The sequence below is a fragment of the Chryseobacterium sp. MYb7 genome, from assembly GCF_002979455.1.
GTDB lineage: Bacteria > Bacteroidota > Bacteroidia > Flavobacteriales > Weeksellaceae > Chryseobacterium.
This window is the reverse complement of sequence record NZ_PCOU01000004.1, coordinates 67,751-84,755: the sequence shown is the minus strand read 5'-3', so window position 1 is coordinate 84,755 and position 17,005 is coordinate 67,751. Positions and strand designations below refer to the sequence as shown.

Sequence of the window (17,005 nt, the reverse complement as noted above, 5' to 3'; positions counted from 1 at the left end):
ATTACTTATTGATCTCTGCATTTAATTTTACAGCATCCTGGTAAGTAGGATCCAACTGTAGAGATTTTGCTACATAATCTTTTGCCTTAGCAGCATCAGAGTCTTTGCTCATATATGCTACGGCAAAATAAGCATAAGCAAGAGTTTGCTTGTTTGCTTCCTGATCAGCAGGTTTTACTGTACTGATGAATTTCTCATAAGCCATTTTTGCTGCATCATTGTTTCCTGCCTGCTGGTAAGAATACCCCTGACTGTAATAAGCAGGAGCCCAGTCTGGAAGTAGAGCAGACATTTTTTGCCATGTAGCAATTGCTCCGTTCCAGTTTTTAACATCCTGGTAAGCTGTAGCTAGCTTAAATAATGAATCAGAATCCTGGTTATTAGCCGCAACTTTTTGTTTTAATGCTTCAATAGCAGGGTTAGTAGGTCCTTTGTCAACGTCTGACTGAGATACACCACCACCCCCAGCGATGTTAGCTAATTCAAGATCCCACTTCATGGTTTCATCTTTAGCCGCTTTAGCAATACCAACTTTTTGCTGAGCTTCTGTCATTAAAGCTGTTTTCTTAGCAGCGTCCTTTTCATCTTTTGCTAAACCTGCAGCAATAAGTCCCTGTAAACCTTGGTCAGCAGGTTGTACTCTTGTTTTCTCAGCTTGAGAAACAAATGTATCCATATTTTGCTTAGCATCTGCATAGTTTTTATCTGCATATGCCTGGTAAGCTCTTAATTTGAACTTGATAGGGTCATCTATTTTGTCAAAGATTTTATCTAAAACAGTTTTAGAGTTTGCATAATCTTCGTTGGTGAAGTATAATTTTGCAATTTCTAATTGAGTATACGGATCCTCATCAGCATATTTTGTATAGTTGATAAGGTCTTGAGTTGCTTTTGCATTCTGTTGATATCTGATATCATAACCAGCCAATGCTTTATATGCAGGAGCATAAGTAGCATCTACACCAATAGCTTTATCAATGTTTTGCTTGGCTTGCTGCCACTGTTGTGCCGCCATCCATAAAGTTGCCATTCTTGTATAAACGGAAGCTTTATTTTTAGCAGTAGGTAATGCTTTATCATAAGCAGACATAGCCTCTCCCGGCATTCTTTTTAGTCTGTAAGCATCTCCTAATGTATAATAGTAATGTGCAGGAACACCTTTTTTCTCAGCTTTCTCAATAGCTTTGGTCAAAAACTGGATAGCAAGATCAGGTGAACTGTTCTTTTCGAATAAAGTTAAAGCTTCTGCAGCTCTGAACAGAACTTCAGCATCTTTTTCTCTTGAATCAGTTACTACTTTCTGAATTTCGGATACAGCATTTTTATCGCCTTTACCTAATTTAACAGCAGCTAAACCGATTTTGTTAAGATAGCTTTTTGCATCAGCAGCTAATCCTTTGTTGAAACTTTCAGTTGCTTTAGCATAATCTGGCTCTCCTTGTCTTAAGAAAGTATTTCCCAAATAGAAGTAGTTGTCAGCTGTAGGCTCTTTAGCGATCATTTCAGTGAAATTCGTTTTTGCCTGAGCAAATTTATCACTGTCTATACTGTTGATACCATCCTGCAGTGTTTGTGCAGAGGCAAAACCGGTAAAAAATACCACGGCTGCTCCAAAAGCAATCTTCTTTACATTCATATTCATTATATCTTTCATTTTATATTTTCTAATAATTGAGTTTTATTCTACACAATTTTCAGACCAAATCAAAATTTTTAATAAGGATAAATTGCGAATTTAATATTTTTTAACGCATCTGCACTTCTCTCTTATAAATATTATAAGGTTGCAGTCCTTCTTTTTGCACAATTTTTTGGCCTAAATGGGTACATGAAAATCTTATAAATCCATTGGCAATATTAAAATTGCCTTCGTTAATCAGGAAATAAAGTACTCTTGTAAATGGATATTCCATGGTACGAAGTCCTTCGAAATCCGCATTATACAATTTTCCTTTATTTACTACAGGAAGAACTTTAACCATTTCTCTCAATTTCTCCGAAGTTTTATCATAAGGACGGCTAAAAGTATTGAGCCCCACAACACCTATTTTATTAGGATATTTTCCTAATTCCTCTATAATCTTCTGATTTCCCGGAATAATGGAAAATTGAAGGTCTTTTGGCTGTTTTTTAAATTTTTCAGCGACAAAATTCAGATTACTTGAGTTAGTTCCATCAAAAATAAATTCTTTTTTATCAGACATCAAGCCGGCATTGATTTCTTCCATTGAAATACTTTCTTTTGGAGAATCTTTAGGAACTACAAAAACCACTGCATCCGCAGCAAATTTAGAGGGAAGGAACTTCAGATCAGTTCTTTCCTCGTATGTTTTTATTTCTTCAGGAGTAAGATTTCTGGACATTACCACTGCTTTTGCACTTCCTTTCAGAAGATCAAGAAGTCCTAAGTCTTCTTTCTTTGTTTCTACTTTGATGTGGGTGTCAGGGTAATTGATCATATAGCCATCAGCTAATGCTTCTGTGACGCTTTGAAAGGATTCGTCAGTAAAAATTGTAAGTTCACCTTTGTGATAGGAAGGAGCGTTTTTCTCCTTTTTGCAGCTTGCAAGCATTATGCTTAAAACAAAAATTGCTACAAGCTTAAAACTATTCTTCATTTCTCGATTTTTTAATTCTTGAGATCGCCCTGTAAATTCTAAAAATACCATAAATAATCAGCACTACACCTAATGCATAGGCAATTGCAGGTTCTAAAGTAGTAAAGAAGAATTTGTAGACAATCACTACAATTCCTAAAACGATATAAAACAATCCCGTAACCAGGGATAACCAATTGAACATCATGTAACAAAAATACCAAAAAAAATAAAAAGAGAAGCATATGCTTCTCTTTTTATTTATATTTCGAATAAATAAGTCTTATTCAAAGTTCATAGTAAATGGAACACTATAGTAAGATCTAACGCTCTCCCCGTTTCTCTTCGCAGGAGTCCATTTTTTAAGTTTCTTAACTACACGTATAGCTTCATTGTTGAAGTCGCCATTTGGAGATTTCTCTTCAATAGTAACTGCAGAAACTGTTCCGTCTTTTTCTACAACAAACTTAAGCTTAGCTTTAAGCGTTCCTTCACCTCCTTCCATTAGAGAAGTATCGAAGTTATCTCCCAAGAACTTTCTTAATGCTCCCATACCTCCAGGATATTCTGCAGACTGGTCAACATCTTTATAGATCTCGTTCGGGTTATTCGCTTTTACTTCCACAGTACTAGCTTTAGTACCTGTAGATGGTGGTGGTGGCGGTGGCGTATAAGCCGGAGCCTTTACCCCCTCCTGATTCTGTAAACCAGTTGTAGTTTCCAACTGCTTAGAAATCGGCGGCGGTGGTGTTTCAATTTTCGGAGCTTTTACAGGCTCTGGAACCACGTTCTGAATCACCTCAATTTTCTCTTCCTCTTTTGGAGGAGGTGGCGGTGGTGGTTCTTCTTCTTTAGGCTGCTCGATAATCGGTTCTTCTTCGATAATATCTACTAGATCTGCCTTTACTTCTTGCTTAGGTGGAGCTGTAAGATTTTTAATCGTAAGATAGATGAACGGAGACAAAGCCGCCAAAAGGAATAATGCTGTTCCAATGATAAAAGACTTTGTTAAAAGTCTCGGATACTGATGTCTAAGATCATAGGCACCATATTCCTTGTTTCTATTTTCAAATACGATCTCGTCTAAAGTAAGATTCTGACCGTATACATTTTCATCTGCCATAGATTAGATATACAATTTTATGGTTAAATTACTTTGTAGCAGCTGGTGCAGCAGCACCTCCTACTTTCTTCTCATAAATAGCTTTTTCCCAAGGTTTGATATCAGTAACTCCGTACTGCTCACTTTTGGTAATTGCCATTTCATCAAGAATATCAACAAAGTTCTTATATATAGCATCGTCAGTTGGCTTGATGATCACGGTAAATTTCGTTTGATCTGCAGCTCTAGATTTTGCCTGCTGAATTACTTTTCTAATACCTTCTCTATCAAGAGTAGTTTCCATGAGAGTTTGGTCATTCAATGATGTAGCATCTTGTTGGTGCCAAAAAACTCTATTGTTTTTTCCTAATAAGATAGAAATTGAGTTTGAAAGTTTAATTTCTGTTGGAGGTGGTTTTTTTGTTTCATCTTTCGGTTTAGCCGGAAGACCCAAATCCATAACATTCGGTTTACTAAATGTAGTTGTGAACATAAAGAAGGTAATCAATAGAAAACCCAAGTCCACCATCGGAGTCATATCGACTCTGGTGTTCTGCTTCTTGGAACGGACCTTGCCGCCCTTGCCGCCTTTTTCTTGTACTTGTACTTCTGCCATTTCTATCGATATTATTCGTTAGGTTTACCTTCTTGTGATGTAATCAACCAAAATTTAAGAAAATCAATATCTCTTAAACCCTCAAATAGGCTTTTCACTTTAGGGTATTGTGTTGTAACGTCACCTTTAATAGCTAACTTGTAGTCAGGATTAACGCTTAAACTTTCTTTTACCCAATCAATTAATTGCTTATTTGTACTGTCCATAGGAATTCCTGAAGGACTCTTATAATTTTTCTGCTCATCTGCAGGCAAGTCCAAGTAACCTTTAAGTTGGTTCATTGGAACTCCAATTGCCTGAACTTTCTGGAAAGCTGCTTTTTGGTTGTTGTCAAAAGTAATTCCATACTTTTGTCCCATTTTATCCAAAAGAGCAAGTCTTTCTGATGCATTTTCTACCGGCTGGAAATAGAATTTTCCGTCCGGAGTAGCGTTGATAGTCATTAAACTAGCATCAGGAAGCAATTTTTCCGAAATTGAAGATGGCGGTTTGATCTGCTCCACGTCAGGTTTTTTAAACTGAGTGGTCAAGATAAAGAACGTAAGAAGTAGGAACGCAACGTCACACATTGCGGTCATGTCCGTTACGACTCCATGTCTTTTAGGTTTGACTCTCGCCATTATTATAAAATATTTTTAATTAAACTTCTTTTAATTGCTAATGCAAATATCTTGCTAATTCTTAGTTGAATTCAGCGAAAGATTGTTGGATACTCATAGAGATCTCATCGATCTTGTAAGTTAATCCATCAATTTTAGATGTAAAGAAGTTATAAAGGATAATAGCGATTGCTGAAGTACCAATACCTAATGCCGTGTTGATCAAGGCTTCAGAGATACCAGTAGATAGAGCAGCAGCATCTGGAGTACCACCTCCTGAACCTAATGCGAAGAATGCCTTGATCATCCCGATTACCGTTCCAAGTAGTGCGATTAGCGTTGCAACAGTACCTAAAGTAGAAAGGATCATCATGTTTTTCTCAAGCATTGGCATCTCAAGAGTTGTAGCTTCTTCGATAGCTTTGTTAAGTGCTACCATTTTCTGCTCCTTATTTAATGTGTTATCGTGAGAAAGTGCTTTGTAAGTAGTAAGACCTTCCTTCACTACGTTACCTACAGAACCTTGTTGTCTGTCACACTCTTCGATAGCTTCGTCAATTTTGTTTTGGTTTAGTAAGCTTCTTACTTGTACAACGAAGTTGTCTAAGTTTCCTTTTCCAGCAGCTTTACCAAGAACGAAATATCTTTCAAAAGAGAAAACGATTACAGTAATCATGAAAGTAATCAAGATTGGTACGATAACCCCTCCTTTGTAGATAATACCTAAAAACGATTCTGGGTGAATGTCTTTTCCTTCAACACTTGAAAAAGCTACAGAACCACTTCCTAGTTTATCTGCATCTTTAAAGTTTCCTGGGCTCCCAAGAACGAATAAATAAATACATACTCCTATAGCAAATAGAATAGGAATAATAACAGCTGGATTTAAACCTCCTGCCTTTCTAGCAACTACTTGCTCATCATTTTTTGAAACATTCATTTCCATATTTAACTAAATTATATTGTTTTAAAATTTTACAGGGTGTAAATTAAAGGCAAAATTAATTAAAATGCAAGAGTCTTAATTAAACATTTTGCTTTTTTTTGATAAAGAAATTTTAATACGATTTCGAAATAATAATTATTTTAAATTATTTTATTTATTTTTTCCAAATTTAACATTTCAGTTAAAAAATCAAAAAAATAAGACCCCCATTTTTTTTAATTTCCCAATGTTAATTTTTTTTTAAATTACGATATTCACAATACGGTGAGGGACTACAATGATTTTTTTAGGGGTTTTACCTTCCAAAATCTGTTGCATTTTCTCGTTCGAAATCACCAAATCTTCTACTTCCTTAGCAGATAATTGAGCTGAAAGTGAAATTTTGAACTTCATTTTGCCATTTACACTTACCGGATACTCAATTTCGTCTTCAACCAGATAATCTTCATTCAATACCGGGAATTTTTCAAACTCGATAGATGTTCCGTTTCCTAATAAACTCCATAGTTCTTCACAGATGTGAGGTGCATACGGAGAAATGATAACGGCAAGCGGTTCTAAAATATTGCGCTTGTTGCATTTTATTTTCTGCAGCTCATTCACCGCAATCATAAATGATGATACGGATGTATTGAATGAGAAGTTTTCAATATCATATACTACCTTCTTTATTAAGGTATGTAAAACTTTATATTCCGCTTTTGTAGGTTCTTCCTCTGAAACTTCAAATACGTCTCCATTGAAATACAGGTTCCAGAATTTTTTAAGGAAACCATATACTCCGCTTAGTCCTTGCGTATTCCAAGGCTTGGATTGTTCCAATGGTCCTAAGAACATTTCATATAATCTTAAACCGTCTGCTCCGTACTCTTCACAGATGTCATCAGGATTTACTACGTTATATTTTGACTTGGACATTTTTTCTACTTCACGGTCTGTGATGCATTTTCCCTCTTCCAAAATAAATTCTGCCTCTGCATAATCCGGTCTCCATGCTTTGAAGGCTTCAGTATCCAATTCATCAGAGGTTCCTTTTAATAAGGATATGTCTACGTGGATCTGTTGAGTCTGGTAATCTTTAGCTAGATTTTTAGATACATATTGATTGGTACCGTCAATTCTGTATACAAATGCACTCATTCCTAAAATCATCCCCTGGTTGATCAGTTTCTGGAACGGTTCATCATGGCTGATGTATCCTCTGTCTTTCAGGAACATGTTCCAGAAACGGGAATATAACAAGTGACCGGTTGCGTGCTCGCTTCCTCCTATATATAGGTCTACCTGCCCCCAGTAATCTGCTAATTCTTTTTTAACAAAAGTTTCTTCATCGTTAGGATCCATATATCTAAGGAAGTACCATGAGCTTCCTGCCCAACCTGGCATTGTAGATAATTCTAACGGGAAAATTATTTTATCATCAATAAGTTCTGTAGCTACTACTTTCTGGTTAGCTTCATCCCATGCAAATTCTTTTGCGTTTCCTAGTGGTGGATCTCCGTCTTCTGTAGGTAAATATTTTTCAACTTCAGGAAGTTCCAATGGTAAAGCGGAAGTTGGCAACGTGTAAGGCATTCCATCCTTATAATATATAGGAACAGGTTCTCCCCAATAACGCTGTCTTGAGAAAATAGCATCACGTTGTCTGTAGTTTGTAGTTCCATGACCGATTCCTTTCGTTTCGATCTCTGAAATCATTTTTGCTTTCGCTTCATTGTAATGTAACCCGTTTAGGAAATCAGAATTTACACAAACGGAATCTTTAGAATCAAAAGATTTTTCCTGAACATCTTCTTCAGTTTCTACTACTTTTTTGATTTCAAGATTAAATTTCTTTGCAAATCTGTGGTCACGTTCATCATGTGCCGGAACTGCCATCACAGCTCCTGTTCCATATCCCATCAATACATAATCTGAAATATAGATCGGCATTTTTTCGTTGCTGAACGGATTAACCGCATAACTTCCGGTGAAAGCTCCACTCACGTTTTTCACGTCAGACATTCTGTCTCGCTCCGTTTTTTTGGAAGTTTCTTCAATATAAGTATCTACTTCTACTTTTTGAGCATCTGTAGTAATGGTTTCCACTAATGGATTTTCCGGAGCCAATACCATAAAGGTTGCTCCGAAAATAGTGTCAGGTCTTGTGGTGAACACCTCAACGGTTTCGTCATGACCTTCTACTTTAAACTGAACCTGTGCTCCCTGAGATTTTCCGATCCAGTATTCCTGGGAATCTTTCAAAGGCTGTGGCCAGTCTAATGTATTTAATCCCTGCAATAATCTTTCAGAATAAGCAGAAATTCTCATACTCCACTGCATCATTTTCTTTTGGAATACAGGAAATCCTCCTCTTTCGGATTTTCCATCCTTCACCTCATCGTTTGCCAATACGGTTCCTAATGCAGGACACCAGTTTACGGTTGTTTCTGCTCTGTAAGAAAGACGATAGTTTAAAAGAATATCTTCTTTATCAAGATCAGAAGCATTCTTCCACTCTTCTGCAGTAAAGTTTAATTCGTCATTCTGATTGGCACTTAATCCTTCTGTTCCTTTTTCTTCAAAATGCTGAATTAATGAATCAATAGATTCAGCCTTGTCGGTATTTTTATTATACCAGGAGTGGTACAACTGGATGAAAATCCATTGCGTCCATTTATAATAAGAAGCGTCTGAAGTTCTTACTTCTCTGCTCCAGTCGAATGAAAATCCGATTTTTTTCAGCTGCTCCTCGTATCTGTTGATATTTTGTTCTGTAGTAACAGCCGGATGCTGCCCAGTCTGAATAGCATATTGTTCAGCAGGCAATCCAAAGCTGTCATATCCTACCGGGTGAAGCACATTAAACCCCTGATGTCTTTTGTATCTCGCATAGATGTCTGATGCAATATATCCCAGCGGGTGACCTACGTGAAGTCCTGCTCCTGATGGATACGGAAACATATCGAGTACATAAAACTTAGGTTTATCTGTGTTATTAGAGGTTTTATAGGTTTGATTTTCCTCCCAGTATTTCTGCCACTTTTTTTCTATCTGCTGATGATCGTAAAACACTTTATATATCTGTTATATGTTAGACTGAATTATTTTTCTTTTTGACAAGATTCACAAAATTAATGATTTTAAAGTAAATAGAAATTTAATTTATAATGAATTGCCATTCTCTGCTCAACAAAAAAATCCCATCCGGGGATGAGATCTATTTTTATGTCCTGAAGTATATTATTATTGTGGAACTCTTTTGAAAGTATAAGTTCTGGTCTGAAATATCTTAGGATCCTGAGTCTCTTCTCTTACAGCAAGATTGAGTGTTGTATTATCCAACGTAATAATCTTTGCATTCTGAGGCTCTACTACTCCCTGAATTTTCATCTGAACATCTTTCCCTTCCTTATTATAGGTATAGTTGAATTTTATATCTGAAAGAATAGCACACTGACCTGGTGTAGCGGTATCTCCCCAGTTTGTTTTTCCTCCTTTGGAATCAACGCTGAACCACCATCTGGTCTGTTTCTGGCAGTCCGTATAAGTAATCGTGTTAGAAACCGGATCTTCACCAGTCTTAACAGTAGTAACCACTTCTTTCAATGGTTGCCAGGTCCCAACTAGAGGAGCTTCCAAAACAGCATCATTGCTATCACTACATCCTGTAGCGGCAAACAATGACAAACCTGCAAATAGTAATGCTAATTTCTTCATAGATCAATTTTTTCAAGCGCTAAAATTATAATTTTTTTGATTTATATTACTATTTTTTATGAAAAATTATTTCATCAACCTTTATTTATATATATATTTAAATACTCAGACCCCATTTTCCCTTTATTTAACAAATAATGAATACATGAGCATCATTCATTCTATTAAAAAAGTTATTTTTGCAGGAAACAAAATACAAATGCAGGATATAACGAAAAACAATTTTGACTTTATACGTGTTCTCCTCGCCTTTATTGTCTTTCTTGGACATCTTGGCACCCTCAGCGCTTCTCCTGATCTCAAGATTTTTGAGCACAGCCCTATAGAAATTGCCGTTTTCGGTTTTTTTGCAGTGAGCGGATTTCTTATTGCAAGGAGCTATGACAGATCTTCAAGCCTGAAAAGTTATTTAAAAAAGAGAATCAAAAGAATTGTTCCCGCTTACTTATTGGTTATTTTTTTATGTGCGATTTTATTAAGCTTGGTGAGTACCTATTCTTTCACCGAATATTTCAGCAATACACAAGTTTACAAATATCTATTTTGGAATTCATTATTTTTAAATTTTAAAGCACCCTGGCTTCCCGGAGTTTTTGGGAATCAAGCTGTGAATGGCGCTTTATGGACGCTGAAAATAGAAATGTGCTACTATTTTGCGGTTCCTTTGTTGTTTTTGCTTTTCGGAAAGAATAATAAATACAGGAATATAAGTTTGGTTATTTTATACTTCTTGTCGCTTATTTATCTCAATTATTTTGAATCTTTGAATAAAATTTCACTTGCCAAACAGCTTCCCGGAACACTATCTTATTTCATCCCCGGAATGCTTATTTACTTTAATTTTGATAAATTCATCCAACATAAAAATATCATTTTCATCATTGCTATTGCCACCGTATGGATTGATTTATTCTTAAATATTCAGCTTTTTTCTCCCATGATGATCGGCGTTATCGTCATGTATATTGCCTATTCATTCAAATTCTTAAATAATTTCGGAAAATATGGTGATTTCACCTATGGAATCTACATTTTCCATTTTCCTATTATCAGAACTTTCCAGACTTTAGGATTGTTTGAAGATTACAATCCATTTGTAATGGCTTTGGTATGTATGCTGGTGGTTGTTGCGGTAGGTGTAAGCTCCTGGCATCTTTATGAAAAAAGATTTTTATAATTTTGCAGTTTATAAAACATAAATGAAAGATCTTGTCTCCATTATTACTCCTTGCTACAATTCAGCGGAATTTATCGAGGAAACCGTACAGTCTGTCCTGAACCAAACCTATGAAAACTGGGAATGGCTGATTACTGATGACCTTTCCAAAGACAATACTGTTGAAATCATTAGAAAATATAATGATCCAAGAATAAAACTGCAGGTACTGGAAAAAAACGGCGGTGCCGGAAATGCAAGGAACAAAAGCATGGAAAGAGCACAGGGAAGATATATTGCTTTTCTGGATTCTGACGATTACTGGTATCCGGAATATCTGGAAACTATGACGGATTATATGCAGGAACATAACGTTGAACTGGTGTATTGTAACTATTCAAGATGCAATGAACAGCTTCAGCCTATTTTGAAAGATTTTCTGGCAGATAAAGTGGTTACATTCTCCAACCTGCTGAAAACATGCCGTCTTGCACCGGTTTCAACCATGTATGATACCAAAAGAGTAGGAAAGTTTTTGTTTCCTGTAAAAAGTAAACGTGAAGATCATGTGATGTGGCTGAATCTTTTAAAAGTAATTCCTGAAGGGATTCCCGTAAAAAAGACAATGGCCAAATACAGGATGCGTGAAAACAGTGTCTCCAGAAACAAAAAAAATATCATCAAAGATCAATATCTTGTTTATAAAGATTTCATGGGATTCTCCACAGTAAAATCGTTGTATTACACGGCTAACTGGGCGTTAAACGGATTCCTGAAATACTCGAAAATTTTTAATTAATGGAATATTCAAAAGAGTTCAAAGCTGCTCTGAGTGCTTTTTCCGGTTCCGATAAAGACAAACTTATTTTCAGACTCCTGAGAAAGGATAAATTATTGTCTAAAAAGCTTTACTTTGAACTCATTGATCCGGAAACCACGGATGATAAAAGAAATTCCATGGAAGAACATGTGGAGAAACAGGTTCTTCTGGCTTCAAAATATGTGGGAAATGCCAAATATTTCCTGACTGTCGTTCGAAAAATAAGTGCTGAAATTACAGAGCACGTAAAAATTACTACTGATAAATTTGGGGAAGTTTCACTGAATCTTCTTCTCGTGAACAAGGTTTTGGAAAACAATAGCGATCTCAGCAGACAAAGGTTTGACAATGTTTACAAACTTTATATTTATATCATCAATAAAGTTTTCAAATCATTAATCCTGATAAAAAAACTGGATGAAGATTACTGGATGGAAATTGATGAATATCTTCGTGATACTCAAAAGAAAATCTCAGAGAATCATTATCTTCAAAAACTATGCACCAACAATGGTCTTGATATTAGCTGGCTGGAATGTGACAGGATTCCTGAAAACATTGACCAGATTATGAAGGAAATGAAAAGCCAGGGATATTTACGCTAAAATCTTCTGAAGAATCATTTTGGTAGAATTCGGTTTATCATCTACGAATTTTCCTGCATTTTGAGACATTTCTTCAAGTTCTTCTCTATTCTCTTCATTTATGAGAAATAAAACAAATTCTGAAGCTGTATATTCGTCAGGGAAAGACTTTCCGCCATTAGCAGAGATCAGGTCATCAGCTTCCGGATTCTTTTTATAGTGATTTCCAAAGATCACAGGAACTCCAAAGGTTGCAGCTTCCAGTATATTGTGAAGTCCTGCATCATGAAACCCACCACCTACAACAGCTGCATCTGCATAAGAATATAGCTTTGATAGTAAACCAATACTGTCTATGATCAGAATTTGAGAATTGAAAGTTGAAGATTGGGTATTTTGTAATTCGCTGTATAATAAAGCGTCCGGAAATATATTTTTCAAATGCTCTACTCTTTTCAGATCATGAGGTGCTATAATGAATTTCACCGTATTGTTTTTGCGGGAAACCACTTCTGCTATTTTCTCTTCAGCCTGCCAGGAACTTCCGAAAACAATTGCTTTATTCTCTCCAAGGAATTCTGCAATGAAGTCTACGTGATTATCCCGTTCGCGAAGCTGTTTTACTCTGTCGAATCTTGTATCTCCCGTTACGGAAGACTTTATCAACCCTACACTTTTCGCCAAAGCCAATGAAAACTGAGTCTGATGAAAAAACCAATCTACATTTTTCTGAAGCTGTTTTACAAACCATTTTCCATAGGATGTAAAGAAAGATTGTCTTTCATAAAAAAGTGCAGAAATTACATAGATTTTTGTTCCTTTATTTTTCAATTCAGCAAGGAGATTGTACCAATAATCATATTTAACCGTAAAAAATAGTTCAGTATTAAACTGATCTATAAATTCCTTTATAGTTCTTTTTTTATCGAATGGCAGATAACACATCACATCTGCAATATGTTTCTTTTTAACCACATTCTCATAACCAGAGGGTGAAAAGAAAGTTACCAGTATTTTGTATTGAGGAAATTTCTCTTTAAGCATTTCCAGAACAGGTAAGCCCTGCTCATATTCGCCAAGGCTGGCTGCGTGCATCCAGATTACTTTATCTGTTTTTGAAAATGCAGATTTCACTTTATCCAGAGACTGACTTCTCCCTTCAACGCCTTTTTTAGTTTTATCATGAATTAATGCGAAAACTTTCATTCCGAAAGTAAGGAGACTGATAAATATATTGTAGAGAAAAGCCATTTTAATTATTCTTTAATTTCAATTCTGTCAAATTGACTTTATAGGGTATTATTTAAATAAATTGATAATTACCAATAGTATAGGCAAAAATGCAATAACACTTAAAATAGTAGTAGCAATCGAAATTTTCGGTTTTGCATTCTCATCGGTGGAACGTCTGATCATATAATCCTGATTATTTATAAACATCAGCATCAGGAATGTGAATAAAACCCTCATAAAGATCTTCATAATTAAAAATTGGGCATGCTTGTTTTGATCTGTAATTTCTACCGGAAAATTTGTCCCTTCGGGATGCCTTGTAGCATAGGTAAATACAACATAAAATACCGTTGCCAGTACTGGCATTAAAAAAGCATAAATTCTCCCCCCAAATCTGTCCGGGTTTCCGTCCAGATCCATGTGAACAGGAATTTTTTCGGGTAAAGTATTATAATTTCTGATGGTAAACCACCAAAGGAACGCTACCCATCCAAAATTAAAAACATCAAAAATTATAAAAAGAATATTTTCCATTTCAGATGAGATTTAATGAGAATTAAATGACGCTTTTCAGTACTCTCAGTTTATGAGTGTGTTTATTCATTTCTTTATTGAAAATCCCTGTGGAATCCAGCGTATCTATTCTTACTTTTCCGGAAGCATGGATGATTTTTTGATTGTCCAGCATAATTCCAACGTGGATAATTTTCCCTTCTGCATTTTCAAAGAAAGCAAGGTCACCCGGCTGCGTTTCTTCTACAAAAGTGAGTGCTTCTCCTACCTCAGCCTGCTGTGAAGCATCTCTGGGTATTTTTATATTATGAATTTTATAAACCAATTGCGTAAATCCGGAGCAGTCTACGGCAAAAAAACTTTTACCACCCCACAGATAAGGCACATTAAGGAACTCTTTTGCCGTTAGAGCGATACTTTCTCGTACATCATGGCTTCTTCTGGAAGCGACTACCGGGAACTCTACTTCTGAACCCATAGATAGTAAGGTCTTGCCATCATTCATCAATACGGAAGAAAAATCTTCAGTAACGATAGTCATTTTTCTTTTGGCCAGATCTTCGTCTGTCATTGGTTTCAACTGTTTGGTATCCATCCATCCTTCATAACCATCATAGTGCATTTTTATTTTGGTCCAGTTTTTATCTACTTCCAAAATATCGGCACTTTCTCCAAACAATATTTCCGTAACAATTTCAGCTCTGTCAGAATTTTCTGCACGAACCGGCGCTACTGTAACAATACAAATTCCTTTATTCATTAACTATCAATTTAAAGATTGAATAATTTAAAGAAAAAATACGAACTATACTCTCTTTAAATGCTATAATCTTTGGATATTTTAATTACTTTCTTCGCAGAAAGTTGACTCCATCACGCAAAGGTAGAATAAGATTTTCAAAATCGTCATCTTTTGCTGCCAAATCATTTAATTCCTGTATAGACTGGGTAGATTTCAGCTTTGGGTTTTCTTCCAATACTTTTCCGTACCACAAAACATTATCGAACATAATTACGGATCCAGATTTTGTATGGGGTTTGATGAGCCTGAAATATTCGGCGTAATTTTCTTTATCGGCATCTACAAAAATCAGGTCAAAAAATTCATCCGTTTCTTTTAAATATTCCTTGGCATCCTGAAGTTTAAAATCAATCTGACTGGCATATTCGCTTGACTCAAAATATTTTTTTGGAAGATAGGCAAGATCTTCATTAACATCCAGAGTCGTAATTTTTCCGTCTTTTGCTAATCCTGACGCAAGACATAAGGTAGCATATCCTGTAAATGTTCCTATTTCAAGAATACTTTTCGGCTGCAGCATTTGGGAAATAATTGTTAATAGTCTTCCCTGCTGATAACCGGAAATCATATGAGGCTGTGTCGTCTTCTGGTAAGTCTCTCTTCTCAGTTTTTTCAGAATTTCGGATTCCGAAGAAGCGTGTGCTTCCAAATATCTGTCCATTTCAGGATTCTTTTCTTCAAAAAAACTCATACCATTTTAATTTAAGCAAATTTAAGGATTTTAAAGCTACTTTTTAAATTCAAAAGAAGATACAAAAAAGAGAGAAATTAATCTCTCTTCCATATGTGTGTATTGGCTCTAAAAAATTATTATACGGCTATACAATATTGTCTTATACCAGCACAAACCCATCCTGGGCAACATTTTGTTTGTGGGCTAGTACAAAATATCTGTGGATTACACCCATTAATAGCACCTTGTACAGTTTTCATTGCTTCTCTTGAAAGTTTTTTTAAATTTTTCATAATAATTTTAGTTTAGTATTAATTTCCTACTCTTTAGATTTTCGGATATCTCTTTTTATTTATTTCCTTTTACAGAGATTTAAATATACATATTCTTTTATTAATCAAAGAATTATGACTAAATATCTTATTTAAAAAATAGAAAAGTCAAAACATACAGTGAAAACCCCATATAAAATACCGTGAAAATACGGGTGGTATTGTAATGGTATTAATGATAAGTTTGCAATAAGAATAAGGGGTAAAAACACTAAGAGAAACAAGATGATTGCAGGAGAGACACAAACTAACCATGAGAATCGCAAGACAGTCATACCGAGAGGTAGAGCTGATGCTTCTGCAGCAAAAACTAAGAAAGAAATATCCACTTCATTTTTGCAACGAATTATTTCGCTCCTGAAAAAGGAAGAATTAATTTGATTAAAAAATAAATCCCGGCCACCTTCGGGATTTATTTTTGCTTTAAACCCAATCACTACATTCCATTCCTGAATTATCAATTTAAAACATTCATTCTACAAGCCTTTATCTAAATTCATGATTTAAGCAATTCACCATCGCTTAAAATTACTATGAACAGGCATTCTATCCGGGAAATCTTTACTTCAACCTCATTTCCAAAAGTCAAAATCCTCAAAAAAAACAGGAAAAACACTTATGTATATCCATTCTTGTGCTCCTACCTTTGATATAAGTTTTTCAACCATGAAACATTCAAATCAAGGAGGAACCCGAAAATCCTAAACAGAGTAGGGATATTTTAAAAACATCCACATGAAAACAAAGACTTTATTATTAATTGGAGCTATAGTGGGACTTGTTATGATTTTTTCCCAACTAAAGCCTCAGGAGATGTCTTTTTATAAAGAAAAAGGCAATTACATTGTAGACAACAATTACATTCTGAAAGATGTAAAAAAAATTTCTGATGAAGACATGAAGAGTTTATTAAGCCTGCAGAAACTTCACCAGAACAGTTTGGGGACCAATTTTATTATTTACAAAATCAACAGACAGTATGTGATCCGCGGATGTCTTATGAAAGCCAACATCGACTGGACAAAATATGGTGATCTGAGAGCAAAAGTGGAAGGGATTCTGAAAAAATACGGAGCTAAAGAACTGGGTGCCAATTATTATGCTATTCAAAACAACCAGGTTGCTACAAATGCAGCATTATTAAGCCAGAAGGACATTGCCTCTTTAAGTAAATTAACGATAAGAGGCGCTGAAGAGTACACCATCTGTCCGCCAACCATGGGAAGAAAAAATCTTACCAATGTGATCATAAAATCTTACAAAGTCAATACAGCTATTGATCCAAGAATCAATGTAAAACTGAACAGTGTATTGATGAATTATAAATAACCAC

The 17,005-nt window shown here is 35.4% G+C and carries 18 protein-coding genes; 4 read left to right on the top strand and 14 right to left on the bottom strand.

Features of this window, described 5'->3' with window-relative positions:
- Window position 1: 1 nt before the first annotated feature.
- The 9 genes from CQ046_RS04985 to CQ046_RS04945 all read right to left on the bottom strand — a co-directional run bounded on the left by CQ046_RS04985 (window position 2) and on the right by CQ046_RS04945 (window position 9,559).
- Window positions 2-1,654: a tetratricopeptide repeat protein gene (locus tag CQ046_RS04985; protein WP_105701207.1), complete on the bottom strand. Its 1,653-nt coding sequence runs from the start codon at window positions 1,652-1,654 to the stop codon at window positions 2-4.
- A gap of 91 nt (window positions 1,655-1,745) precedes the next feature.
- Window positions 1,746-2,618 carry a PstS family phosphate ABC transporter substrate-binding protein gene (locus CQ046_RS04980; protein WP_105701206.1) on the bottom strand — a complete coding sequence of 291 codons (873 nt, stop codon included), beginning with the start codon at window positions 2,616-2,618 and terminating at the stop codon, window positions 1,746-1,748.
- Window positions 2,608-2,802, bottom strand: a complete 195-nt coding sequence (locus CQ046_RS04975; protein WP_105701205.1) for a DUF308 domain-containing protein — start codon at window positions 2,800-2,802, stop codon at window positions 2,608-2,610. Before CQ046_RS04975 ends, CQ046_RS04980 begins: the two co-directional genes overlap by 11 nt.
- A gap of 78 nt (window positions 2,803-2,880) precedes the next feature.
- A complete protein-coding gene (locus CQ046_RS04970; RefSeq protein WP_105701204.1) occupies window positions 2,881-3,720 on the bottom strand; it encodes an energy transducer TonB in 840 nt (279 codons plus the stop codon).
- A 28-nt stretch (window positions 3,721-3,748) separates the two neighbouring features.
- Window positions 3,749-4,315 (bottom strand): biopolymer transporter ExbD, encoded by a 567-nt coding sequence (locus CQ046_RS04965; protein WP_105701203.1) that lies wholly within the window; start codon window positions 4,313-4,315, stop codon window positions 3,749-3,751.
- A gap of 11 nt (window positions 4,316-4,326) precedes the next feature.
- Window positions 4,327-4,935 (bottom strand): ExbD/TolR family protein, encoded by a 609-nt coding sequence (locus CQ046_RS04960; protein ID WP_105701202.1) that lies wholly within the window; start codon window positions 4,933-4,935, stop codon window positions 4,327-4,329.
- 61 nt (window positions 4,936-4,996) lie between these two features.
- Complete coding sequence (locus tag CQ046_RS04955; RefSeq protein ID WP_105701201.1) at window positions 4,997-5,860, bottom strand: MotA/TolQ/ExbB proton channel family protein; 864 nt, start codon at window positions 5,858-5,860, stop codon at window positions 4,997-4,999.
- A gap of 240 nt (window positions 5,861-6,100) precedes the next feature.
- On the bottom strand, window positions 6,101-8,914 hold the full coding sequence (gene leuS / locus CQ046_RS04950) for a leucine--tRNA ligase (protein ID WP_105701200.1): 2,814 nt from the start codon (window positions 8,912-8,914) through the stop codon (window positions 6,101-6,103).
- A 171-nt stretch (window positions 8,915-9,085) separates the two neighbouring features.
- Entirely contained in the window at window positions 9,086-9,559 is a 474-nt protein-coding gene (locus CQ046_RS04945) for a lipocalin family protein (protein ID WP_105701199.1), read from the bottom strand.
- Window positions 9,560-9,704: 145 nt separating this feature from the next.
- On the opposite strand from CQ046_RS04945, the gene CQ046_RS04940 reads away from it, so the two are divergent.
- Genes CQ046_RS04940 through CQ046_RS04930 form a run of 3 tightly spaced genes read left to right on the top strand, consistent with a single transcriptional unit; the run spans window position 9,705 to window position 12,140 of the window.
- Window positions 9,705-10,736, top strand: a complete 1,032-nt coding sequence (locus CQ046_RS04940) for an acyltransferase family protein (RefSeq protein WP_165790466.1) — start codon at window positions 9,705-9,707, stop codon at window positions 10,734-10,736.
- A 22-nt stretch (window positions 10,737-10,758) separates the two neighbouring features.
- Window positions 10,759-11,514, top strand: a complete 756-nt coding sequence (locus CQ046_RS04935) for a glycosyltransferase family 2 protein (RefSeq protein WP_105701197.1) — start codon at window positions 10,759-10,761, stop codon at window positions 11,512-11,514.
- Complete coding sequence (locus CQ046_RS04930) at window positions 11,514-12,140, top strand: deoxyuridine 5'-triphosphate nucleotidohydrolase (RefSeq protein ID WP_105701196.1); 627 nt, start codon at window positions 11,514-11,516, stop codon at window positions 12,138-12,140. Before CQ046_RS04935 ends, CQ046_RS04930 begins: the two co-directional genes overlap by 1 nt.
- On the opposite strand, the gene CQ046_RS04925 is transcribed toward CQ046_RS04930, so the two are convergent.
- The 5 genes from CQ046_RS04925 to CQ046_RS24030 all read right to left on the bottom strand — a co-directional run bounded on the left by CQ046_RS04925 (window position 12,132) and on the right by CQ046_RS24030 (window position 15,633).
- Window positions 12,132-13,370: a 3-deoxy-D-manno-octulosonic acid transferase gene (locus CQ046_RS04925; protein ID WP_105701195.1), complete on the bottom strand. Its 1,239-nt coding sequence runs from the start codon at window positions 13,368-13,370 to the stop codon at window positions 12,132-12,134. The genes CQ046_RS04930 and CQ046_RS04925 overlap by 9 nt on opposite strands.
- A 48-nt stretch (window positions 13,371-13,418) precedes the next feature.
- A complete protein-coding gene (locus CQ046_RS04920; protein WP_105701194.1) occupies window positions 13,419-13,886 on the bottom strand; it encodes a DUF1648 domain-containing protein in 468 nt (155 codons plus the stop codon).
- A 22-nt stretch (window positions 13,887-13,908) separates the two neighbouring features.
- A complete protein-coding gene (locus tag CQ046_RS04915; protein ID WP_105701193.1) occupies window positions 13,909-14,625 on the bottom strand; it encodes a C40 family peptidase in 717 nt (238 codons plus the stop codon).
- An 85-nt stretch (window positions 14,626-14,710) separates the two neighbouring features.
- A complete protein-coding gene (locus CQ046_RS04910) occupies window positions 14,711-15,358 on the bottom strand; it encodes an O-methyltransferase (RefSeq protein ID WP_105701192.1) in 648 nt (215 codons plus the stop codon).
- Window positions 15,359-15,477: 119 nt separating this feature from the next.
- Entirely contained in the window at window positions 15,478-15,633 is a 156-nt protein-coding gene (locus CQ046_RS24030; protein ID WP_410493401.1) for a CCPGW family putative bacteriocin, read from the bottom strand.
- A gap of 774 nt (window positions 15,634-16,407) precedes the next feature.
- On the opposite strand from CQ046_RS24030, the gene CQ046_RS04905 reads away from it, so the two are divergent.
- Window positions 16,408-17,001 carry a hypothetical protein gene (locus CQ046_RS04905; RefSeq protein WP_105701191.1) on the top strand — a complete coding sequence of 198 codons (594 nt, stop codon included), beginning with the start codon at window positions 16,408-16,410 and terminating at the stop codon, window positions 16,999-17,001.
- Window positions 17,002-17,005 lie beyond the last annotated feature (4 nt).